The sequence below is a fragment of the Niabella pedocola genome (assembly GCF_021044425.1).
GTDB lineage: Bacteria > Bacteroidota > Bacteroidia > Chitinophagales > Chitinophagaceae > Niabella > Niabella pedocola.
Genome location: NZ_JAJNEC010000005.1, coordinates 2,680,181 through 2,704,499, shown reverse-complemented (window position 1 = coordinate 2,704,499; position 24,319 = coordinate 2,680,181). Strand labels below are relative to the sequence as shown.

General features: G+C 48.3%; 15 protein-coding genes. 1 reads left to right on the top strand and 14 read right to left on the bottom strand.

Annotated elements, in window-relative coordinates; all coding sequences use genetic code 11:
* Nucleotides 1-138 precede the first annotated feature (138 nt).
* From LQ567_RS18640 to LQ567_RS18600, 9 genes are all read right to left on the bottom strand, one after another.
* Nucleotides 139-1,026 (bottom strand): DUF1338 domain-containing protein, encoded by an 888-nt coding sequence (locus LQ567_RS18640; RefSeq protein ID WP_231007021.1) that lies wholly within the window; start codon nucleotides 1,024-1,026, stop codon nucleotides 139-141.
* A 74-nt stretch (nucleotides 1,027-1,100) separates the two neighbouring features.
* Entirely contained in the window at nucleotides 1,101-3,410 is a 2,310-nt protein-coding gene (locus LQ567_RS18635) for an aminotransferase class III-fold pyridoxal phosphate-dependent enzyme (RefSeq protein ID WP_231007020.1), read from the bottom strand.
* Nucleotides 3,411-3,412: 2 nt separating this feature from the next.
* The gene (locus tag LQ567_RS18630; RefSeq protein WP_231007013.1) at nucleotides 3,413-5,455 is read right to left on the bottom strand and encodes an MGH1-like glycoside hydrolase domain-containing protein; all 2,043 of its coding nucleotides are present in this window, start codon (nucleotides 5,453-5,455) and stop codon (nucleotides 3,413-3,415) included.
* Nucleotides 5,455-8,571 carry a glycoside hydrolase family 2 TIM barrel-domain containing protein gene (locus LQ567_RS18625; RefSeq protein WP_231007331.1) on the bottom strand — a complete coding sequence of 1,039 codons (3,117 nt, stop codon included), beginning with the start codon at nucleotides 8,569-8,571 and terminating at the stop codon, nucleotides 5,455-5,457. Before LQ567_RS18625 ends, LQ567_RS18630 begins: the two co-directional genes overlap by 1 nt.
* A 118-nt stretch (nucleotides 8,572-8,689) precedes the next feature.
* On the bottom strand, nucleotides 8,690-10,219 hold the full coding sequence (locus tag LQ567_RS18620) for a RagB/SusD family nutrient uptake outer membrane protein (protein WP_231007012.1): 1,530 nt from the start codon (nucleotides 10,217-10,219) through the stop codon (nucleotides 8,690-8,692).
* A gap of 45 nt (nucleotides 10,220-10,264) precedes the next feature.
* Nucleotides 10,265-13,381, bottom strand: a complete 3,117-nt coding sequence (locus LQ567_RS18615) for a SusC/RagA family TonB-linked outer membrane protein (RefSeq protein ID WP_231007011.1) — start codon at nucleotides 13,379-13,381, stop codon at nucleotides 10,265-10,267.
* 209 nt (nucleotides 13,382-13,590) lie between these two features.
* Nucleotides 13,591-15,228 (bottom strand): tetratricopeptide repeat protein, encoded by a 1,638-nt coding sequence (locus LQ567_RS18610; RefSeq protein WP_231007010.1) that lies wholly within the window; start codon nucleotides 15,226-15,228, stop codon nucleotides 13,591-13,593.
* A gap of 518 nt (nucleotides 15,229-15,746) precedes the next feature.
* A complete protein-coding gene (locus LQ567_RS18605) occupies nucleotides 15,747-16,508 on the bottom strand; it encodes a hypothetical protein (protein ID WP_231007009.1) in 762 nt (253 codons plus the stop codon).
* 36 nt (nucleotides 16,509-16,544) lie between these two features.
* Nucleotides 16,545-17,195, bottom strand: coding sequence for a hypothetical protein (locus LQ567_RS18600; RefSeq protein WP_231007008.1), 651 nt, complete (start codon nucleotides 17,193-17,195; stop codon nucleotides 16,545-16,547).
* Nucleotides 17,196-17,280: 85 nt separating this feature from the next.
* On the opposite strand from LQ567_RS18600, the gene LQ567_RS18595 reads away from it, so the two are divergent.
* Nucleotides 17,281-18,282, top strand: a complete 1,002-nt coding sequence (locus LQ567_RS18595) for an AraC family transcriptional regulator (protein ID WP_231007007.1) — start codon at nucleotides 17,281-17,283, stop codon at nucleotides 18,280-18,282.
* 59 nt (nucleotides 18,283-18,341) lie between these two features.
* Here the strand turns inward: LQ567_RS18595 and LQ567_RS18590 are convergent, their stop codons facing one another.
* The 5 genes from LQ567_RS18590 to LQ567_RS18570 are packed head-to-tail and all read right to left on the bottom strand — an operon-like array spanning nucleotide 18,342 to nucleotide 24,274.
* Nucleotides 18,342-19,361 carry a glycoside hydrolase family 18 protein gene (locus LQ567_RS18590; protein ID WP_231007006.1) on the bottom strand — a complete coding sequence of 340 codons (1,020 nt, stop codon included), beginning with the start codon at nucleotides 19,359-19,361 and terminating at the stop codon, nucleotides 18,342-18,344.
* A 51-nt stretch (nucleotides 19,362-19,412) separates the two neighbouring features.
* Nucleotides 19,413-20,198, bottom strand: a complete 786-nt coding sequence (locus LQ567_RS18585; RefSeq protein ID WP_231007005.1) for a ThuA domain-containing protein — start codon at nucleotides 20,196-20,198, stop codon at nucleotides 19,413-19,415.
* Nucleotides 20,199-20,237: 39 nt separating this feature from the next.
* On the bottom strand, nucleotides 20,238-21,008 hold the full coding sequence (locus tag LQ567_RS18580; RefSeq protein ID WP_231007004.1) for a ThuA domain-containing protein: 771 nt from the start codon (nucleotides 21,006-21,008) through the stop codon (nucleotides 20,238-20,240).
* Nucleotides 21,009-21,044: 36 nt separating this feature from the next.
* Nucleotides 21,045-22,823 (bottom strand): glycoside hydrolase family 9 protein, encoded by a 1,779-nt coding sequence (locus LQ567_RS18575; protein ID WP_231007003.1) that lies wholly within the window; start codon nucleotides 22,821-22,823, stop codon nucleotides 21,045-21,047.
* Nucleotides 22,823-24,274: a glycoside hydrolase family 30 protein gene (locus LQ567_RS18570; protein ID WP_231007002.1), complete on the bottom strand. Its 1,452-nt coding sequence runs from the start codon at nucleotides 24,272-24,274 to the stop codon at nucleotides 22,823-22,825. The genes LQ567_RS18575 and LQ567_RS18570 overlap by 1 nt, the downstream gene beginning before the upstream one ends.
* Nucleotides 24,275-24,319 lie beyond the last annotated feature (45 nt).

The following is a 24,319-nucleotide window of genomic DNA, read 5'->3' as shown; positions in this document are numbered from 1 at the left end:
ATCTTCCCGGTTAACTATTGACACAGAAGCGCTGAAATTTTGCATTTCTGCGGTTTAAAGTTTTTAACGCAACGTACGCAATGGAGCAGCCTGATAAGTAACTTGCGAACCCCGCGTTCCCCGCGGTTAAACCACCGTTCAGCTGCCCTTCGTCTGCGAGGTATACGTACTTTCAAAAATCTTGTCGGCATTGCCGGTTTCAAAACCCTCGCGGCGGTGTTCGCGACGCACCTGCTCCGGAGGCAGGTGTGCAAACTGATCCAGCACTTTCCGTTCGGCAAACTCTACATAGGAGCCGGCGATCTGCTTTTTTTCACCATTGGCAAAAGTGGCTTCAATCATTTCCGCCACAGTGGCACTTTGCAGCAACTTCCCGTCGGGACTCTTTTTGATCTCGCCGCCGGCCGTATTCAGCTTAAATCCTCTACGTTTAAGGAATGCATTAAACGTCTCCAGGGTATTGAATCCAGCCGGAAGATTGTGTACACTTACTGTAAAATGATTCAGGTAATAATGATTGAAAATAACCCAGGCCGCATACTCCGTTTCTGCAAGCAAGGCATTATAATCTTCCAGTGTAGGCGTACGCCAGCGCCCGCTGTGCAGGTAATGGTCTACGGCAACCGCATCGTTCAGATCAAGCTCCGCAACAGGATCGGCTTTCACCTCATCCGTATAGCTGCGGATGATCCGCTGCGCATTGGCACTGAGGTCACCCACCCGGAGTTCACTGATAAAAATGCGTGGATAATGCGCTTCCGGAGGTGCATACCAATAGGCATCCAGTTTTTTCTCCTTAAAGAACAGGTGTTCCTTTTTCTGATAGCCATAATGTAAAAATACCCGCTCCAGCGATTGGATACCCAGCTTTTCAACCCCCATGGTGCGAAAGGCGATATGATCGTTTTCAATAGCATCCGCGCGCTGAATGATGCCTTCAGTGATCATGGCATCGAGGATGGCACCTACATCCGGTACGCGCTCCCTGTAGCGTACCATTAATCCATTTAGTATACTGTTTAACATTTATGAACTGGTTTTAAAAATAGTTGTGTAATATTTCAGGTATGATCTCGCAGGTCTGCGATGATGAGCGGGAACTATCCAAACGCTTCCGCCCGCAACACTGCATCCAGCGCTGCTACCATGTCTCTTGCGTTCTGCTCGCTGAATACCAACGGCGGTTTTATTTTTAGCACATTGTATAAAGGCCCGTCGGTGCTGAGCAAAAACCCGCGCTCTTTCATTTGCTCCACCACGTGGTTGATCTCTGTTACCGCGGGCTCCCTGGTAGAGCGGCTTTTTACAAACTCGGCCCCCACAAACAGTCCATGCCCCCGCACATCCCCAATGATCTCATATTTATCCATCAGGGCCTTCAGTTCTTCTAACAGCACGGCACCCACCTGCTGCGCATGCTGCTGCATCGCCTCTTCCTCAATCACTTTCAATACCGCCTGGCCCGTAACCATCGACACCGGGTTGCCCCCATAGGTATTAAAATACTCCATGCCGTTATTAAATGCATCTGCAATGGCCTCCGTTACCACTACGGCGGCCAACGGATGTCCGTTACCAATCGGTTTGCCCAATACCACCATATCGGGTTCCACCCCCTGTAATTCAAAGCCCCAGAACGCATCCCCTACCCGCCCGAAGCCTACCTGTACTTCATCTGCAATACACAGCCCTCCAAAGGCACGGATATGCGCATATACGTTCTCCAGGTACCCCTCCGGCAGGGGAATCTGTCCACCTACACCCAGTAAGGTTTCACAAATAAACGCTGCAGGGCCTTTATGTTCCTGTTTCAGTTCATGCAGCAGCTTCAGAATCGCTGCTGCATATTTTTCACCGGCATCGGCATCCCCGTATTGCCAGGCACCGCGGTACAGATCCGGTGATACGGCTTTATGAATATAGGGTTGCTGTCCGCCGCCACCCTTGCCGTCAAATTTGTAGGGACTCATTTCAATAGCCAGGGTCGACGTACCATGATAGGCATGATCCAGCACGATCACATCCTTATTGCCGGTAAAGTGCCGGGCCATTCGTATCGCCAGGTCATTGGCCTCACTGCCCGAATTGGTAAAATAACAAACCGAAAGCCGGGAAGGCAGTTTTGCCGTAAGTGCCTTTGCATAGTCCATCATCGCATCATTGAGATAACGGGTATTGGTATTGAGCGTGGCGATCTGCCGCTGCATGGCTTTTACCACTACCGGGTGACAATGTCCAACATGACTTACATTGTTTACGCAGTCGATAAAGGTATGCCCCTTGTCATCATACAGGTACTGCAAGGCACCTTTTATAATTTTCAATGGTTTTTTATAGCTGATGCTGAGGTTGCGGCCTATATGGGCTTTCCGCCCGGATAATAAAGCGGCATAATCATCGTTTGCATCAATCAGCGGGTTAAACCCACAGGCGTTCCGGAACGCATCAGCAGCCTTTATGGGGTTGGTTTGCAGCAGTTGAAATAACAATGTCCATGCGGGCTGCTCGGTTAAAAAATGATGCGTATTATCACTGTGGTGCGATGCCTTCTCTGCCGATTGTGTTACACTGATGCAAAGCCTTGCCGCCACCAGGTAATAGATCAGATCTGTTTCTGCCGGCGTTAAGGGGCACTGCCGATGATAGGCCTTTACAATAGGTGCCGCTACGGCAACAGGATCATCCGTATGCAACATAGCGTAGGTGCAGGCCACCGCCAGGTTATTGATCAGAGCCGACCAAACCATATCCCCAAAGTCGATCAGCCCGCTTACCCGCCCATCCTGTATCAGAACGTTATAATCATTGGCATCGTTATGGATGCAGGCTTTTCTTAACGATGAAAGCTGCGGTGCTACTTCCGTCTGAAACTGCAGCAGGAAATAAGCGGCTATCCTTCTTTTTTCGGGATCATGAATATGATGCAGGTTTTTTTCAGCGTCGGCCGCCCGGCTGATATCCCATTCGTAGGTACGCTCAGCCGCCGTATAATATTGCCCTTCAAGCGCCCGATCCATTGCGCCCAGGAAGCGTCCCAGGCTTTCATAAAGTGCCGGCGATTTTTCCTTTTCCTCCACCCAGAAATGCCCCTCCAGGAAACTCAATATGCGCACATAATACCCTGCGTCACCCTGGGCATAAAAGGTAACGGCGGCGCCTTCCCCGTTGAGCAGGCAATGCTGAAAGTAGTCCCTTACGGGCGTTTGGGCCAGTTGTTGCAAAACCGTTACCTGTGCCTGGATAAATGCCGGATTGACATTGCCCGGGGCTGCTTTGAAAATATACTGCCCGCCACCGGCTGTTTGCAATAAAAAATTTTGCTCCTCATAGCCGTTTAAAACGGTGGCTACGGCGTCCAGCTGGTAATGGTTTTTTGCTATTTGTTGTACGGTTTCCGGATGAAGTGACATAACTATTTTGATTGTAATAACATTAAAAGGTGGGCGGCCGACCAGCTGAAATTGGCAGCATTCAGCGGCTGCCCGGTTATGGGATGATAATTTTCATGGATGGGCTGATCCGCTAACAATCCCTGCGCGTTCTTTAACAGCTTTCCTGTAAGCTGGTTTGCCAGGGCTTCTTGTCCGTACCGCTTTAATCCCTCTACTCCAAAGTAAAACTGGTCCAGCCATACCGGTCCGCGCCAGTACCCGTTTCTGGGATTAAACTCCGGATGGCCTGCAGCAAGCGTGGGCAGCGGAACAAAGGTGTTAAACCTGTCTTTATCACCCATGATCCGGCCAACGGCAGCCGCCTGTTCCTTGCCGGCGATGCCCGCCCACAAAGGGATCCAGCCCTCCGGCCCTTCAATGGTGATTAATGCGCTTTTGCCTGCAAATTTATCGTAATAATAGCCCCGGCCTGCATCATAAAATGCCTGGTTGATCTTTTCTTTTAACCGGGCAGCTTCCTTCGTCCAGCCCATTGCTTCTTTCGCCCGGCCTAAAGCGATGGCCAGTTTTGCAAGGTATAATTTTTCGGCATACAGGTAGGCATTCAGATCTACACTCTCCTGGTTCAGCGACCACGCCGCTTTATTGTTCTGCTGCATCACCGCTTTGTCAAAGCGCACGGCATTGTCCATACCGCTTTCCCAGGCGGCAGCAATGCGCGTACCATCGGTAGATCCATATTCGCACAACCCGTTCTGATCATGATCCCGGTTTCGATACCACCATGTATGGTACGCTACCAGTTTCGGGTACAGCTCTTGAATAAATTTTTTATCGGCCGACCGGCCATATACTTCCCATACCGCCCAGGCGGCCAGTGGGGCCTTGGTGTCGCGCCAGTTATTTTCCGATTTATCTGCGTAAATGCAATCGGCCACCATACCCTGCGCATCCTGGTAATCGAACATGCTGCGGATATTCTCCTGTGCCAAAGCAGGATTAAAGGAAGCCAGTCCTACGGCTTGTTTCCAGCTGTCCCAGCTCCAGATACCATAAAAGCCCTGATAACTTACCGATGGAAAAACGCCGTCGTGTAAAATATCCTTAAATGCACTGCGCCAATTGGTCATAAGGGTTATGATACTTTTAACCGCCAATTGTTTTTGGGCACGGCTCAATGCCGGGGCCTTTGCAAAATAGCGGGCCAGGTATTGATCCCAGCGGGCTTCGTTCTTTTTTAATTCGTTTGAAAAATCAAATGCAGTGCTGCGCTCCGGCTCACCGGCGGCATAAAACGACTGCTCCTGGGTAAGTGTAATGCGTTGCTGTTTTTTTAACGATACCGGCTGATAACCGGCGGTATAGCCCGCACCGGTTACGCTGATGGCCGGCTTTTGCCCCGCATAACGGATATGAAAATGGTTACGGCTTTTGCCAAAGCGGATCTGTATGGCTTCTGCATCCCCGGTAATCACGGCATTTTTTTGCAGCAGCGTTCCTTTAAATCCAATCACCAACGTTTGATCCGCTGTCCCGGTATTGGTAATTACTGTACGGATCAGGGCTTGCCGGTTGGATGCAAAAATCAGTTGCTGTACGATATCCAGTCCGTTTATCACCAGTTGCTGCTGCAACATACCCGGCAAATAAACGAGGGAAGCCTGTGCCGTGCCCAGATCGAGGGTTTGCCCGTTGGCCATGATCTGTAATTGCGCCAGGTCTTTTGCCAGCCAGGTGCCATTCATATCCATCAGGAGCGGACCGGTAAATCCGCCGTAGCTTTCTTTTTCCGGTAACGCGTAGGCATGCCAGGCTCCCATATCGCCGAATACCGATGGCGTAATAAACTGCCCGTTGTGCAGCACACCGGTTAACTTCAACACATTGGCAAAATTGCCGCGGGGTTGTGCCAGCGCCGGTTTGAAGTGCGATATAAGCAGCAGCGTTACCAGTAAGTAATTAACATGTTTTAAGCGATGCGGTGCTTTAACTATGCTTAATGCCCGGATGCATATCAGAAAGTTTATTTTTAAACCGCTTTTCAGATTGTACAATTTCTTCATTATAGCTTCGCTTTGTTTACCATTACATCATTTTCCATAACGGGGCGCAAGGTAAATGTATACGCATAATCTTTATACGGTAACTGGTAACCGGCATGCGGCTTGGCGCCCCAGGCATTATCGCCGCCCACCCCCAGCTGTCCGTAGTCGATATTCCACCAGATCAGGTCTTCGTTATACATTGAACCGCCATGGTTGTTTTGCGTTGCATGCCGGTCGAAATCCAGCCGGTGCATATCAAAATGCAGCACGCCGCTGCTGATGAGCGATTGTCCGATGGCCATCAATCCTGCTCCGGACGAATTGGTGAGGCCGATCCAGCGTATATCCGTGCGGTAGCCGCTTTCCTGGGCACGTGCATAGGGATGAAACAAGGCATCGGCCGGAAGGGTATACAGATCTACCCGGGCTGCGTATTTCCGGTCGGCATAATTATCAAAAGGACCCCGCCCCAGCCAGGTTACTTTATCGTAGGCTTTATTTAAGATCATGCGCATGCCAAACCGCGGCAGCTCCGGCTGGTAGCCGGCTCCGGCCCTCATTGTTGTGGTTACCTGTACATCACCATTGGTGCGGATGGCATATATAACACGGTAGATAGCATCCACTTCCGGAAGGTAGTGCTGGGTAGTAACACACCACTGCCGGTGAGCCTGTTGGGTTACGATAAAAGAATCGAGTCTTGCGTTATGCAGGGACTGTTGCCATACGGCGCAGCGCACCTGCTGACTGTTTCCGATATCATTATCGGTGGCGGCACGCCAGAAATGCGGCTGTAGCGGTTGCAGCATCAGCTCTGCTCCGTTTAAACGGTAACCGTGTAACCAGCCATCCTTTTTGTGAAACACCATCCGGTAATGCCCGTTATGGAACGAAACTGATACACCGGTTTCTTCCTTTACAAGTGTACCGGAATCAATATCTTTCACAACCGGGGCTTCTTTATACCAGGGCAATTGAAACTGCTCCGCAGCCACGCTGTATCCCGCCGGCAATAAAGGAGCGGCCGTTTTTAACCGGGCTTCGATGTCCAGGAAATATTCCGTTTGCGGCTGTATGGCAACGGCAGGAATGTTTAGCGGATAATTGCCCGAGTTGCCGGGCAGCAAATTGATAGAAGGCAGTTTGCCACTGGCCACCACCGCTCCATCGGCTTTTATCGTCCAGAAAAAATCAAACTGGTCCAGGTTGGTAAAATCGTAGCGGTTGGTAATTTTTACCAGCCCCGCACTAAAATCCACCGGCTGAAAATGAATGTACTGGTATACTTTCTTTAGTTCAAATGCCTGCGGATGCGGTGTATGGTCGGCAGCAAACAGGCCATCGGCACAGAAGCTGGTATCGCTGGTGGCGCCTACATTGCCCATATCCCGTCCATATCCCCAAATTGCCTGCCCGCTGCTGTCCTTTATTTTAAAGGTCTGATCGGCAAAGTCCCATATAAAACCACCCTGCAGCTGATCATATTTATAAATCAAATCCCAGTCGTCTTTAAGATTACCGCCGCTATTGCCCATCATATGTCCATATTCACATTGGATATACGGTTTACTGCGCCATTCCTTTACATACTCCAGCATCAGGTTCAGCGAACGGTACATCGGTGCTACAATATCGGAATAAGGTGTGCGTTGCGCCGGCTCATATTGCACCGGCCGGGTATCGTCTTTTGATTTTACATACTGATAGGTCGCAATAAAATTTTCTCCAAATTCACTTTCATTACCCAGGGACCAGGTAATAATGCTACAAAAATTTTTATCCCGCTCAAACATGCGCCGGGTCCGGTGCAGGTAGGCTTCTTTCCATGCCGGCTTATCGGATAATGTTTTTAAGGGCGACATGCTCATACCGTCACATTCAATATTGGCCTCGTCTACCAGGTAAATGCCATAGCGATCGCATAACTTGTACCAGGTTTCACTGTTGGGATAATGACTGGTACGCACAGCATTGATATTATATTGCTTCAGGATCCGGATCTCTTCCACCATCTGTTCCGGGGTAATCACTTTGGCGGTATACATATTGTGCTCATGCCGGTTAACGCCCTTTATTTTGATGGCCCTACCGTTGATAAGTAACAGACCATGTTTTATTTCCGCCGTCCGGAACCCTGTTTTATGCACGATCGATTCGATGACATTCCCTTTAGCATCCAGCTGTGTAATGTAGAGGGAATAGAGGTTGGGCGCTTCCGCGCTCCATTTTTTTACAGAAGGGATCACGCCCGAAAACTGAAGGTCTTTTTTCTGAAGCGGAATCTGACGACTGTACACGATCGTTCCCGAAGCATCATCCACCAGTCTTATCCGCAGGGACTGACGCGCCGGCATCTCCGGAGCCCGGCTCAGGGCAATGTGAAGATCCAGCAACCCATTTGTATAATTACTGTCCAGGCCGGCCTTTACAAAAAAATCTTCAACGGCAACCCGGGGCCGGGCCACCAGGTCGATTCCCCTTTCGATACCACTCAGTTTCCACATATCCTGGCCCTCCAGGTAGGTACCGTCGCTGAAGCGGAATACCTGCAGCGCTACGGTGTTCTTACCCGGAACGATATAGGACGTAATATCAAATTCGGCAGGGGTTTTACTGTCCTTGCTAAAGCCGGCATACTTCCCGTTGATCCATAAATAAAAAAAAGAATTCACTGCACCTAACCGGATGAAAATATTTTTCTCTTTCCAGCTTTGCGGCAACTCAAAGGTTCTTTTATAGGAGCCTACCGGGTTAAAATCCTTCGGCACAAAAGGCGGGTTTACCGGAATCGGATATTCAACATCCGTAAAAATATACCGGTCCTTTCCTTCTGTTTGCCAGTTGGCAGGTACCTTTATCTGTTCCCAGCTGTCTACATTATAATTGTTCTTATAAAATTCCAACGGCCGTTCCGCCGGTGTTTTTACAATATGGAACCACCAAAGCCCGTTTAAAGATTGCACGAACGGAGATCCTTCTCCCTTTAAAGCCGCGGCTTCCGTTGCATACGGCACAAACCAGGCATGTGGCGATACCGTATGTTGCGATTGCAGCAGCGGATTTTCCCAGTCATTAACGGCTGTTTGCGCCGCCGAGTTCACCCCTGTAAACCCTACAAGGCTTAGGAGGAGCATCAATTTTTTTACTGTCATAAGGTACAAAAGCCAATGCCACGAATACACCAATGCTGCGAAAAGGGTCTTCTATTGTGTATTCGTGGCATTTAAAATCTAAGATGATTAAGGCGCGTCTTTATTTTGTTTGCGGATTATTCAATGTTTCTTTTAACGGAAGCGGGTAATACGCTTTATCTGCACTGAAGGTGCGGCCGGCTTCCTGCATATTTTTCGCTAACAGCCCCCATCTTCTCAAATCGTAAAACCGGCTGCTCTCCAGCGTAAACTCCATCACCCGCTCGTGTACGATCGCATTGAATACCTCCTGTTTACTGCTGATATTTAACGCCGGCATATTGCTGCGCTGCTTTCTTAAACTATTGATTACGGGTACCGCCTCCGCCGGTTTGCCGCTTTCGTTCAGGGCCTCTGCATAAAGCAGCATCACATCCGCGTAACGCATCAGCGGTACATTGATGGCATTGGAACGGCCAATGCGATCCGGCGTTGGAGGGATCCACTTCCGGAAGGCGATAATGTTTTTGCCGTTGCCAAATACATTGTTATAGGTGTCGCCATACACCCTTGGATTGGTGGCATCATTAAAATAGCTGTCTTCAAAATAAACCGTACCATAACTCCGGGGATCGTACAGACCACCGGTGGCTACCTTACCTTCTTTTTTCATTTCCGTAAGCAGGCGCTGGGTGCCATAGATCTCTCCATAGCCGCCCAGATCTGAAGCCGCCACCCAATCCGAGAGGAAGGACCGGTAATAGGCGCCATTGGAAGCATCGGCGGTTTGCTGCAATTCGAAAATGGACTCCACTCCGTTTTTTGTGGTTCCGTTGAACATGGAAAGAAAATCCGGATCGATCTGGTACTCGTTGGAATTGATCACTGTTTTCAGACTGTTGGCCGCATTGGTATAATACGTAGCGGCATTGGCCGCGTCTTCCGATGCCCGGTACAGGTTTACTTTACCGATATACGCCTGCGCCGCACCTTTTGTGATCCGGCCCTGCTCTGCAGCAGGCCTTTCGCTTTTCAACGGCAGGTCCGGTACTGCGGCGCTGAGGTCGGCCAGGATCATATCATACGCATCCTTTCTTTCGGAAAGCCCTTTGGCCAGGTCGGCCTCGGATACCGGCACTTTATCCCGCAGGATAATTTTATCAAAATTGGTCAGTAATTTAAAATGATAATAGGCTCGCAAAAATTTTGCCTCGGCAATGATCTGTTTTTTACCGGCATCGTCAATGCTGCCGGCCGGGATCCTTTCAATGCCTTCCAGTACCTGGTTGGTAAGGTTTAAACCCCTGTAATTATCCCGCCATAAAAGATCGATGGCATAGTTGCCCGATGTGAACGAAAAATTGTAATGGTCCATCCACCAGGAGTAGTTATAGGCATCTTCACCGGGTGCGATATAATCCTCGCGGTAAAACTCGCGTACGGATCTTGCTTCCACATAATTATCCCAGCCGGTAAAACTTTCCAGCTGTGAATAGGCGGCAGCCAGCCCTGACAGCGCTTTATCTTTTGATATCCAATAATTGTCGGTGGTCAATTGGTCCGGCGCCAATTGGGTCAGGTTGCTCTTACTGCAGGACAACAGCCCTGTTGCTAACGTGAAAGCCAATACCGGGAATATGTTCTTTTTCATCTGAATATTTTTACGTTGATTTTCTGCTATTAAAAGATTGCTGCTTTATAAACCGATCTGGAGCCCTACCAGCCACCGTTTATTTTGCGGATACAGCGCACGGTCTACTCCTGTATTCAGCGGGTTAAACACCCCCACTTCCGGATCGAGGGCGCTGTATTTCGTAATGGTAAAGAGGTTTTGTGCCGCTACATAGATCCGCAACCGGTTCAACCGGGCAAAACGAGCCGCAGTGGCGGGCAGCGAATATCCCAGCTGCAGTAACTTCATCCGCAGGTAAGACCCGTTTTCCAAAAAGCGGGTCGATTCGCGGTTATTGCCATTAGGATCTCCCAGTACGGCACGCGGTACCGTAGTATGGGTGTTTTGCGGCGTCCAGGCATTTAACGCAGTGGTAAGGAAGTTACGCCCGGCATCCATGCCTTCCAGCTCAAAACGGTAACCGTTGTAGATCTTGTTGCCGCTTACGCCCTGGAAAAAGGCGGTAAGATCAAAGCTCTTATAACCAACAGACAGGTTTAATCCATATTCCATTTTCGGAAACCCGGATCCCTGGTAGGTTTTATCCTTTTCATCAATAACGCCATCGCCATTGGTATCCAGGAATTTTACATCCCCCGCTTTTGCATCGGCCTGTAATCGTTCACCATCTTTATTTACGTAAGCAGCCGCTTCTGCATCGGATTGAAAAATGCCATCAGCCGTGTATAGATAAAAAGCGCCTATTTCGTTGCCTTCTTTGGTTTGTGTGGGAATATGGTCAGTTCCGAATTTCAGCCCTGTTCCGTATAAGGTCTGATCGGATTGCGCCAGTTTGATCACTTCATTTTTAATACGCGTTACCGATCCGGTAACAGCCACATTCCAGTCGTTTTTCGCGTAATTGTAGGTTAGCTCCAGCTCAATACCTTTATTGGAGATGGTACCCACGTTTAAGATGGGGTCATTTACACCGGCAGATGGCGGTACCTCCTTGGTGATCAGCAGGCCTTCGGTTTTGTTATTGAAATAGTTTACAGAACCGGTAAGCTTATTGTTCAGAAATGCAAAGTCGGCGCCGATATTGGTCGATTTGCTGGTTTCCCATTTCAGGTCGCGGTTTTGCAGGGTGTAGCTGGCAGATCCCGGCCAGGGTGTGGCTCCGGATCCCTGTACATACCCGCCGGCCCAGGTATTGAGCGTGGATATCAGGGCCTGGTGATCGTAATACCCCAGGGCGCCTTCGTTACCCAACTCGCCATAACTGGCCCTGAGCTTTAAAACATTCAGCCACCGGCTGTTTTTTAAAAAGGATTCCTGGTGCATGTTCCAGCCCACAGAGGCCGAAGGGAAGGTTCCAAACTGGTTGTTCTGTCCAAAAACGGAAGAACCGTCCCGCCGCACACTTGCCTGTACCAGGTATTTACCGGCATAGTCATAGTTAATCCTTCCGAAAGTAGAAAGGCGTACATATTTATTATTGGAACCGGAAGCGCCGAATGTGCCGCCCAAACCAGCATTGATGGTATTAAAATCCGGGTTGGAGAAACCGCCCGCCACTTCTTTTTCCACGATGGAACCGTTTACCACCGACCGTACAATGGTTTTGCCATCGGCCGTTACGCTCAGGTATTCGTTTGTTTTTTGCTGCGCCGAATAACCGGCCAGTACTTTGAGGCTGTGATCGCCCTTTTTCCAGTCATAGTTGAGCAAATGCTCCATTTGCTGTTCTTTATAATTGGAGCGGCTGTTGTATACATATGAATAAGATACCGCCGGATCGTTGGCATTGGCCCGGAACGGCGGATGGTGCGAATAATCAAAGCTGTTGGCGCTGATATAATTCAGCTGTGCGGTATAGCTAAATCCTTTGAACAATTGCAACCGGAGCCTCAGGTTATCTGCAAAGTATTGCGTTTTGGTATACCCGTCTACATAATGCGCATAGCCCACCGGGTTTTGAAACTTGGGCAACCCGTTCACCGTTAATCCATACCCGTAAGGTTCGCCGGGGTCCGTTACCGGTAGCAGGGGCGATTGAAAATAGGCATCCCGGATATCAAACTTATAGGCTTCGGATCTGGTATTGGAAAAAAGCAGGTTATTTTCCAGTGTCAGTATCCCCTTTTTGATCTCATTGGTAGAACGGATCGTTTTTTTATCAAAACTGGAGCCGATCAACGTACCCTTTTCGTCGGTAAGATCACCACTGATCCCATATTTTATAAATTCACCGCCGCCTCTGATACCCACATTATAATTTTGTGCGGTACCCGTTTGCTGGATCTGGTCCTGCCAATTGGTATTTACCCCGGTATTGGTGGTAATATAAGCAGGTAACTGGGTATTGCCGGCATTTTCATACATCATACGGTGTACACTTTTATAGCCCTCGGCATCCAGCAGCTTATATTTATTCGTGGGTTTTACCTGACCGTAATAACTGCTGAAGTCGATCACCGGTTCGCCTTTTTTTCCTTTTTTAGTGGTGACGATCACCACTCCATTGGCACTGTTGGATCCATAAATGGATGCAGCAGCACCGTCTTTTAATACTTCTATCGACTCAATGTCGTTATTGTTTAAATAATATGGATCACCGGGTACCCCATCGATAATATACAGGGGCTGATGACCGCCAAAAGTACCGATGCCTCTTAACCGCACATCCGACATCTGCCCCGGGTTACCGCCCGGGCTGGTAACGGATAAGCCGGCTACCCTTCCCTGTAAAGCGTTAATGGGGTTGTTGGTGGCCATTTTGCTGATCACGTCTCCTTTTACAGAAGAAACAGCACTGGTAAGGTTGCCCCGTTTCTGGGTGCCGTAACCAATAACCACCACTTCATCAATTTGCTTGGCAGCCAGCTCCAATGTGATTTCAACCGCGCGGTTTCCTGTGGCAGCCACTTCCCTGGAAGTATATCCCACAGCCGTAACCACTAGTACGGCATTGGCTGCAGTGGTTTGAATGGTGAAGTGTCCGCCCTCATCGGCAACGGCGGTACCCAAACCATCTTTTACAACGATACTGGCTCCGGCCACCGGCGCACCGGCAGGATCCAGTACCACACCCGATACGGGACCAGATTGGGCATACCCAACCGTATGTAAAAAGGAGCATAAAAAACAGAGCAAACAAAGGGCGAATGGCCTTTTGTGCCGGGCAAACAATCTTGTCATAAACATAAAAAATAATAGTTTTTTAAAAATGGTTTTAAAAAACGCGGCTATGCATTGCTTTTGTTATGGCCAACAAAAATCCGTGCATTTTAGCGTAGGCTAAACTTAGCGCTTACGCAAGCCCTTCCATTATTTTTAACATCTACATGACCCTCTACGCACCTCTACATCGCCTCTACACCAATTTCAACAAATTGGTTATCATGCCTTTAAAATGAGCTTATAAAGGCATTGAGGTCTTCATTTTTTTGCAATCCGAAATGTTTTCTGAGCCGGTAGCGTGCCATTTCAACCGATTTTACGGAGATATTATTGAGCGCGGCAATCTCTTTTGAGGATAAATTCAGCCGGATCTGAGCGCAAAGCTTCCGTTCGCTTTCGGTAAGGTCGGGGTATTTTTGCAGCAGGTTGAAGAAGAAATCGGCATGGGCATCGTCCGAAGATAAATGCAGTGTTTTGTCGTTCGCCTGTTGCTCCAGGTCCTGTAAGAATTTTTTTACCAGCTTGCTGTAAGCATTGGGCATGGTTTTGAGATCAGCCTCCTCGGTGGTCATCAGGTGGCCGGTTTCCCGGATGAAGTTTTTCAGCAATTCATCGTTGCGGGTCAGCAGCAGGGCATATTTTTTTATGTTCTGGTCTTTAAATCCCAGTTTATCGTTGAGTGCTTCTTTTTCGTGCAGGGTGTTGTCCAGTTCTTTTTCGATCAGCAGCCGTTTCATGGCTTCCAGTTCTTTATCGCGCTGCTGTTTCCGGCGTAGCCGGCTGTACAATAAAAACCCGATGATCCCCAATAGCACCAGTCCGGCGGCCAGTGCATTGCGCTGGAAGGAACGCAGCTCTTTTTGGGCGCTCAGCTCATTGATCTGCTTTTCGCGGTTTTGGGTTTCCCGGCTCAGGTGCAGGGCATCTACCATTTCCGTTTTATTACGGGAAACGATTTCGTTATTAATGGCAATATATTGCTGCAGGCATTCAAAAGCACGCTGGTAGTTGCCGGTGGCCTGGTGTAGCAGGGCATAGGTATGCAGGTTGTCTAACAATTTCTCCTTCCGCGTATTGGAGGTGGAGGCATCAATAATACTGCGCGCACTTTTTAATAACGAATCAGCCTTGTCATAGTTGTTGAGTTTGAGGTATGCATAGGCCAGCTGGTTTTGTACTTCAGCCAGGGGTAATTTACTATGGAGATGCTCCATCTGTTCTATTTCCATGGCCTTTTCAAAATGGATAATGGCCTGCGGGTATTGCCCCAGTGCGTTTTCGCTGATACCCAGGTTATTCAATGCTGCGCCCTGGATAATCGTTATTTTGTGTGCCTCGGAGATCGCAATGGTTTTCTGAAAATAGATCTTGGCAGAGTCGCTGTTGTTCATCATCTGGTACACCAGCCCGATGGCATTTAATGCGACCGCTTTCTTTTTTTCATCGGTACCGGCAGCGATCAGTTTCGCGGCTTTTTGATGAAAGTCCATCGACAAAATGGCGTTTTCCGTATCGTAGAAGATCCAGCCCAGCAATGTGTATGTGTCTGCAATACCTGTTTCATGCTTTAATGACTGAAAGATATCCAATGCATCATAAGCATATTGCAGGGCCATGTCGTAACTGTCGTCATATAAATAGCCCTCGGAAAGCGTTAACATGGTTTGCGCCTGCCAGAACCGGTCGTTTTCCTTTACGGCCAGCAGGTAGGCTTCATGCGCCAGGATCAGCGCCTGGGCGGTGGAGTCGCTGTTAAGTTTTTTTGCGGTTCGATTTAGTACCTGGATTCGGTCATAGGCCGCTTTGTTTTTTTTTGACTGGCTTAAAAGCATGGGAGTACCACACCCCAAAAACAGTAGTATCAAGCAGGCCCGTTTATAGTATGCAGCACATCGCTTCAGGTATACAATCGTCATTGAACGCTTTCAATTTTCGGGAAAAATACATAAAGAACCTGGTTAAGCATTTAATTTTACAGAATAGCGCGTTCGCGGAGCCGCTGACGAACGCCCTTCTTAAAAATTTCCCGCTCCCCAGCCGTTCACAAACCGCTGTTTTGGTCACCGGAACCAGGAAAATCAACCCTTTAGCTACGGTAAATTTAGGAAATAAAGCAAAACCGATCCCGGGCTTTATGTACAGGCCGGGTTTCAAAAAACGGCCGCACCCGGGTTCGACTGCTTCGGAGAGCTGAACATAAACAGGACAATGCAAAATTCAATGTCGGCCACCCACCTGTAACAAAAAGAGGCTGTATCCACCATTTTCATTGCCATTCGGTCCCGGAACTTCTAAATGAATCCAAATTGTGGATACAGCCTCATATGCGAATAGTTGCGGCAGCCCCAACACCGGCGGCAAATACGATCTGTTGCTGCGATGTCTATTCGGTCACATAAAATGCAATATTGTATTCGGTTTCACCCAGGTAGCCGTTCTTGCCAAAAACGACGGTCTTGTTTTCTTCATTATTATCATCGGTATGGCGGTTATTGAGTAATAGTTTTTTGCCGGCGTAAACGGCCTTGACGGTATATTTTCCAACCGGCACATCTTTTACCATAAAAGTTCCGGCCACGTCTTCTACCGGTCGTTCAAACGCGGTGGCGGTGGTTCCGTCAATCAACCGGGGTTCACCCGGAAAGGGGGTGAAGGATAATGTTACTTTTGTAAGATCCACATCTGTACCAAACGTGTACAGGTCCACATGTGCGCCATAATAACCCGTACCACCGGGTCGCAGGCCACTGAGTTTCCATGTAAAGTTGCGTATAGCGCCGTTTGTTTTATTAAAGGCTCCGGTTTTATCCGGCGCCAGGTCAAACGTATAAGTTTGTCCGTAAGCCGTTCTGGTGAGCTGGGCCTTGGCCGTCCAGTCGCCCGCTGGGTCATCGGGCAACGACACCTGGTATTTCCCTTCGTTGTTGCTGCTGCTCAATAAATAGCTGTTATACCATACCGTATGTTCAACGGTGATGCGGGCGTCTTTTACCGGAACGTTCCGGTTGTCGGTAACAACCCCGCTCACCCCACCTTTGGCTCCGGGTACTTCCGGTATATTTTTTCCCGGATCATCTTTGCTACAGGCGGCAAAAACAGTGCTGCAGATAAATAGCAGCAATACTCCATATATAGTTTGTTTCATTGATGTTGTTTTTTAATGTGCATGGCGCCGGGAGACCTACGCCATTTCTGCGCATGTTACTTTTGGATCAGGGCGCCTGCCAGGCTCTTCCTCACCGGGAAGCAGAAGCTGGAGGGACCATATATACCTGAAATAATACGCCACTACGAGCCCCGCAGGAATGCTGATGGAGAGCCAGGTAGCCAAATCCCTCGCAATGCCCGGAAGCTGTTTATAATAAAGCAGATAACCGCCCAGGCCTACAACAATACCCGCTACTGCTGCCAGCAGATAGCCCAGCATACATTGCCATACCCATTTTGCCGGAGCCTTAACCAGTGGTTTCAATTGCAGGGCGTTGATCATTCCGATGGACAGGAACATAAACAATATGTCGAAGGGCACAAACAGGGTATAATAGCCCAGCCAGAATGCCCAGGGCGCAATCAATAAAAACGGCCAGATGCCGGCGGGCGGCTGCTGTTTCCCGACCACCTGGAACGTGCTGCGCTGCATCCTTGCCAGAAAGGCTACAAATACAAATAAAGACAGGGTATGCATGATGAACTGCGGTGTGCTTAACAACCGGTCATGATCGCCGGTAAGCCCGTGCGCAATAAGCGGATGCAGTAACCCCAGCGCACCGGTATAAACGGCGATATTGCCTGCTACCCACTTTTTTAAAAACTTGTTTTTAACTGATTTCATAATTTTGTAATTGATACCACAAAGTACCATCGTTGCACAGGCGGAAAAAAGGATATTTTCTGCCTGAAATGATATATTTTACGCCATGGCCTTACAGGGAACGGTTATTCGCACTATTTTTCAAACGGCTGCTTCATTCGGAGCTGCTTTTGACACTCTTTGCCAGCTGTCGGGTATCCGTCCCGAAGAGATCAGCGACTCAGAACATATGGTTGAATGGGAGAAAGCAGCGCTTATATGGGTACCGCTGTTCAAGCTGTCGGAAGACCCGTTGATTGGCCTGCATGTAGGCATGGGTACCGACAAACTGCTGCATGGGATGATTGGTTTTCTGATCCAAAGCTGTAAAGACATTGACCAGTGTATCCGGATGTTATGCCGCTACGGTCCCATGGCTTCGCCGATGGTTGAATACCGGTACACTGTTCATGACGTGGCCACCCTGGAGATTGCACAGCACCAGATGTGGCTGATGAAATATCCGGAACCGGCCCGGCATGCCAATGATTTTTTATTTGCCGCAGTTACGAATACCTGTAGCGCGTTGGCTGGAAAACGGATCGTGCCGTTGCGCATCGAGCTGGCCTATAAAATGCGGAATATTTCCGAATACCGGGAGTTCTTTGGCTGCGAGGTGCTTTTTAATAAAGAGGCCAACCGCATTATTCTTAGTAAGGAGGCAATCGCAACACCGCTGCTTACCAGCGATCAATCTATGTTTGAGCTGTTCAATTCCATTATGGCCGATAAACAGGCACTGCTGGCCTCTAACAGCACGACAGAAAATTTAAAACAGGTTTTATTCATGCAGTTCAAGGGAAGAATCCCCACTGTTGAAGAGGCAGCCGCTGCGTTAAATATGACCGTTCGCCATTTGCAACGCAGGTTGCTGGAGGAGCAAACCACGTTCCGTGTTATTGCCGGAAGCATACGAAAAGAGATCGCCTTCCAACTGATGCAAAACCCGGCCATCAAATTATCCGAAATTTCCGATATCCTGGGCTACTCCGATCTTACGGCATTTAGAAAGGCCTTTAAATCCTGGACGAACGTAACACCGAAGGCCATCCGGAAGGCAAGGGTATAAAACGCTTCAGGAACACCGGCCGTTTAAAAGCAGCGCCCTTCAAACGCAGGTGACCGGGGTTAATCCGCACCCGTTACAACCGAACTGAAAATCGCCTTTCCCAACACATTGTCCTCCGTATCTCCGGCGTGCTCCCAATACATAGCACCCAGTAATCCTTTTTCCCGTATAAAACTTCCTTTTATGGCAATGGATTCGGGCGATTCAAACGAACACACAAATTCGCCGGCGGCATTCACCAGGTAAGGCACCTGCGCTACAGAGTCCCATTTGCTGATAAAGCCTTCCAGCTTTACCAGATCGCGGTAATGTACAAACTCTTTAATGTCTGTTTTATTTCCTCTTCCATACAGGGGAATGCCCAGCACCAGTTTGGCAGATGGCATGCCAGCCAGTTTATGTGCGTTAACAGCTTCCTCGCCGGATGCCCAGCCGGTCATTGCCGACCGGTAAAGTGCTGCATGGTGTTTCGGTGGCCTTCCGGCATCGTAAGCCATGATATTAACAAAATTTACCAGGTTTTTTATGGCCGCAAAATCAATATACTGCCCGCTGATCACGGAGGCCAGTGTCAGCAGTTTTTTCCTTCCGATAGATTTACGGATCTGTTTCATCAGCAATGTAAAGTTCCGGGTGTCTTCCTGTGTAGCTGAAATCCCACCGGCTTTGCTGGTGGGATACTCCCAATCGATGTCGATACCATCCAGCTCAAATTGCTTTACAATGCGGGCGCAGTCATTGGAAAACTTTTCCCGGTTGCCCGCATCGGCCGCCATTTCGCTAAACCCTCCGCTTCCCCAGCCGCCTATTGAAAGCAGAATTTTCAAATGCGGATTGGCCGTTTTGAGCGAAGCAATTTCTCTTAACCGTTGCTCGTTATCGATCCGGACCCCATCAAAAGTTGCTGTAACATGTCCAAAGGCATAATTTATATGCGTTACATACCTGGGATCCGGAAGCGTTTTTGTCCATGAAGTCACATACGCTACGATGATCTTTTTATTTTTCCTGTAGTTGTCTCCAAAACAGGCAACAACACAAAGAAACAGGATACCAGAAAGAAAACTGCGCTTTATCATGAGCATTATATTTTGTTTGATCAATTCTTTTTAAAAGTGTACGGTAGCGTTTTATTTTTTAAATACATCTCCTTTTTTATCACTGGCAACCACCCAGCGAAATGCATCGATGATCAGTTTATTTTGCGTGGCATCTGAAAAAATGTTATCTCCATGTCCCATATTCAAATAAATCATCCGGTAATCCGTATTGGTCCAAACCACCGGCGTATCACCACCCGGTAAAATATCCTTAAGGCCAAGCGGGTAATTATCCGGCGACAAACTTACCAGTACTTTTACCTTTTTATTTTCGCGAGGGCTTGGCTTCCACTGGTACCACTCGTTTAAGGGTGCAATAAATGATCCTGGCAATGCTTTTGTTACAGGATGGGTATCATCCTCTACAACCAGTTTGGCAGGCAACGGGGGCCAGCTATTGCGGTTAAAAACGGCACCGCCCAAAAAATTAACAAACCAGGACCAATTTGTAGTGCGGTCGTTATACGCGGCTACATGAAACCCCAGCCAGCCACCACCCTGTTCCATATATTTTTCAAATGCCGCCCGTTGTGCCGCACTGTGCGGAAAATCATTGATCATCATCACCAGCTGGTAATCTTTGATTTTGTCCTCATTCAGATCCTGCATATAACTGGTGGTATCGAAGACGAAACCATTACCGATCGTTAATCCCTTAAAAAACCGGATGGCATCATTCGCAAATTCCACATGGGCACGCTCCACCTTTGTACTATAAAAAGCCAGTACTTTAAACCGCGGATAACGCGGCGCCTGTGCATTAACACCAACCGTATACAATAAAAAAACGGATAGATATACGATTCTTTTCTTCATATGCGTGTTTTATATTTTATTTATGGCAATTTCCCGGGATCATTTTTTCAGACACCACAAAACGGCATTTGCCACCATTTTAGTAAACGCTTCGGTTTGCAGCAGTCCGGGGCCATGCCCCATTAAAAAATACACATTCTTTGCTTTCTTCTTCTCATTACTCCAGATCACCGGGTGATCGCCCATTGTAATATCGGACATGGGCTGATAGCTGCTTTCATCTACATTTGCCAGTACGGTTACATTGACGCGCGGATTTTTATCGAATGTATACCACTCATCGTCCGGAATTGAAAAGACGGTTGGCAATCCGTCCATTACCGGGTGTTTTGTCTTCTCGACACGTACATTGGCCGTTGCTTTTTTAGCAATATAATTTTTAAACCGGATGCCGCCCATAAAATCGCAGAACCAGTTCCATATCGGGTAACCATCAAAAGCCCCCAGCAAAGTAGCGTGATGAAAACCAATCCAGCTGCCCTGCCCCTTATCAATATACCGCTCAAACGCCTGCATTGTTTTGGGAGTCCAGTTATATGGTGGATAGTTCAGTTGTATAAACAGTTTATAAACGGCCAGATCTTCGTGCTCTATTTCCCTGGGATGATTGATGACCCTTAACTGTAAGCAGTGCTCCTGCGCGAAGGTGTTTAACCATTTCAATGCCGCAGCAACAAAAGGTTCGTGCAACCCGCCTCTTTCGGTTAGCACCAACACCCGGGTTGAGTCTGCGGGTAGTAGTGCGCTTTCCGCCCGGAGTTGAATTACCCATAAAAAGCAAACCAGTATTATTCCCCCGATTTTTTTCATATACCTGTATGTTTCATTCAACAATTTATTTAACCGCTATGCTCCATCCGGTGCCAATGCCGTTATCGCCTGTAAAAACCAGGCGGTATGCGGGATCCATTGTTCGCTCCAGCGCCACTCATTGCCATTGTCTTCAACTTTAAAATCAATGCCTGTGCCGTCGGCGCTGCCGTTTTTACCGGTGATACCATTGGAGATACCACCTTTCCCGGACCCGTGCCCGTACATGGATGCCATATAGGGTACGTTCTTCTTCCCGTATCCGTACATCATACATATATCGTAAGGATTTTTTCCAAGGATCCATGCAACCTGGTTGAACGCATACTGCAACAGCGATTTCTTTACACCCCAGGGATTTTTATCCGGATATACCAGCCGGCCGCCGTACAGAACCGCAGCAGCCAATGACGCCAGGCGGGCATTTTCGCCCTGCCACCACCAGCCGCTTTCATTTTCGTGAGGAATAAAAAAACCACTATGCACTCCATTCCTGAAATTGAAATGCTGCCGTGCATAACCAAAAGGATTGGGCACTTCACGGGTTACAGTTAAGTTATAGTCGATCGCTTCTTTGATAGTGCGCAATGCGTTTTCCCGATAAACCATATCCTGTTCCGCATCCAGATAACGCACCAGGGCTATAACAGGCAACCCTGCATCCGCGGCGTGCCAGAAGGGGCGCTGATGATCATCTGCTATAAAATAGCCGGCAGCAGACATCCGCTTTGAAAGACCGGCGGCCCTTTTTCGTGCTGCTGTTTTATATACGGCCTTACCGGTGGCCAGCCAAAGTTCCGTGGCCGCCATCAATGCACTATAGTCATCAATAATATTGTCCTTGCCGTCATCAGCATATGTTACACTGTTTATTTGCAAATGTGCAAACGCTCTTTCCGCTCCCGCCAGATATTGCGCTGCAGTAAACTCCCGGTTTTGATTCCAGCGCGATATCCTGGCCAGCGCCGCTATGGCCATACCTCCGCCCTCCCGCCATGCACATTGATAATCGGCCGTTGTTTTACTGTTTGCCAGCAGTCCCACTACCCGTCTTGCTTCCGGATCCTTTTTAAAATAGGAAAACAAGGTCATATAAAAATACCCTTCTTCCGAAAGTGAACGTAACAGGTAATCGGCACCATACAAGGCCTCATCTGCAAATGCGGCAGTAATACCTGCGGCCTCAAGCATATGAGGAATTTTCTCAGCAGTATGAATGAGCGACCAGGCAACCATGGGTGTTTGCTGCGGCAGCATAAAATTTGTATATGCCAGATGGGAAAAATACTTGCTTACATCTCCCGATGCATCGCACCAGCCGCCTCTCAGATCTACCCGCTTTTCAGAACCGTACAATTGCACATGCTGATCGGCACTTAACTCTTCGGGTGAACGGGCGCGTTGCTGTTGGAAAAAATGCAGAACGGCCGGTATGCCCGTTGTTACGAGTGCATTTGCGGCAATCCGGAAATCGGCAGAACGATAAACGGCTCCGGAGCTTGCTACCGAAATCTTATAGGTACCCGTCTTTTTAAAAGAAGAAAAATCAGCCACCGCATACCAGTCTTCCGACCAGTTCCTTACCTGCAGGGCTTTTTGCAGCCGGCCCGAATAAACAATAGTGCCCGTAAAAGCATCCTCCAGCCGAAACCGGTCATTTTGCCCAGGCTCCCGCCGGCTTTTAAACATCGCTGTCTTATACCCTTCACATTCATAGGCCACCTGGTTTACAAGTACCAGCGGCTCTTCATTGCCTGCAAAAAGCACCGGGCAATACCCACCAATAAAATATATCAGCAATAACAGGTTGCGCATTACAGCATAATTGTTTGAATAGAATGACCGGGTGAGTTTATTGCTACCGCTTTACCTTGTATCCACAGATGATACGCCATTTTATTATCGCCCTTGTTCATCACCACTACAGCAATACTTCCATTCGCATTTTTAAAAGCTGTTGTCAGCAGATCCGTACGATTGGATGCAGCCGCAATCCGCTTCGCACCGGGGCGAATGAATTTTGAAAAATGCCCTATGTAATAATAGGCATTGGTATAAATAATTTCGTTGGTTTGTGTATTGGCATGAACCGGGGCAAAACAAAAATTACCCACATGGTTGGGACCACCTGCTTCATCCAGCAAAATATTCCAGTCTGTCCATCCTACGGTCCCTGCATTAAAATCGTTGATCATCGACAGACCATAGCGCTCGCCCAGGCTCCAGTTACGGATGCTATCCATTGAAAATTTTTCTTTACAGCCTTCGGTGAAGATCAAATTTTTAGAGGGAAATGCTTCTGCCGTCCGTTTCAGGTTATCAAACATCATATCACTCCCCGTCCATGTTTCGTACCAGTGATAGCCGATGCCCCACACATATTTGGCCACCGCCGGATCCTTTAACGTTACACTGGCGCGCTGGTAAATCAAATCGCGGTTATGATCCCATATGATCAGCTTTTTATCGCCCATACCGGCCTTATGCAAAGCGGGTCCCAGCGCCGTTTTTATAAAGTCGGCCTCTGCTGCCGCCGTATAAATACAGCTCTCCCAGCGCTGTACGGCCATGGGCTCGTTTTGAACAGAAAGTCCCCAAACGGGAATACCCTCATTTTTAAGTGCGTTGATGTATTTAATAAAATAATTGGCCCAGGGCTTGTAATATTGCTTTAACAGCGAACCACCCTTCAGCATACTATTATTGTCTTTCATCCAGGCAGGCGGGCTCCAGGGACTTACATATAAACGGAGTGTGCCGCCTGTGGCAGCCATTGCCCGCCGAATGAGCGGGATCTTAAATTGTTTATCATGTGCAATATCAAACGTTTTCAGTGCTGCATCCTGATCCTGGATATAGGTATAGCTATCGCTGGAAAAATCACAGCTATTGATATTGGTTCTTGCAAGCGAATAGCCGATCCCCTTATTTAAATCATAATAGGCATTTAACAACTCCCGCTGTTTCTCTTTTGAAAGCGTTGCAAACACTTCAGCGGCCGCATCCGTAATGGCTCCACCAATACCCGTAAAGTCCTGAAAGGTTTTTGAAGGGTCTATAAAGATACATACCTGCGTTTCCTTCGGTTGCTCCAGTGGTTCAAAACCTTTATCCAAAACGGCTTTGGCGATCCGGTCGCCGGTTGCCTGCGCCGTTGTATATATATTTATTTTGCTACCCCCAGTGTATGTAGCCTGCTGCGCTGCGGCTCCGGTCGTTATCAGAACCAATAAATATAAAAATGTGCTGTATTTCTTACGTATCATGAATCGTTCTTTTTTCAAAAAAACTAAAGCTCCAGCTTGTATAGC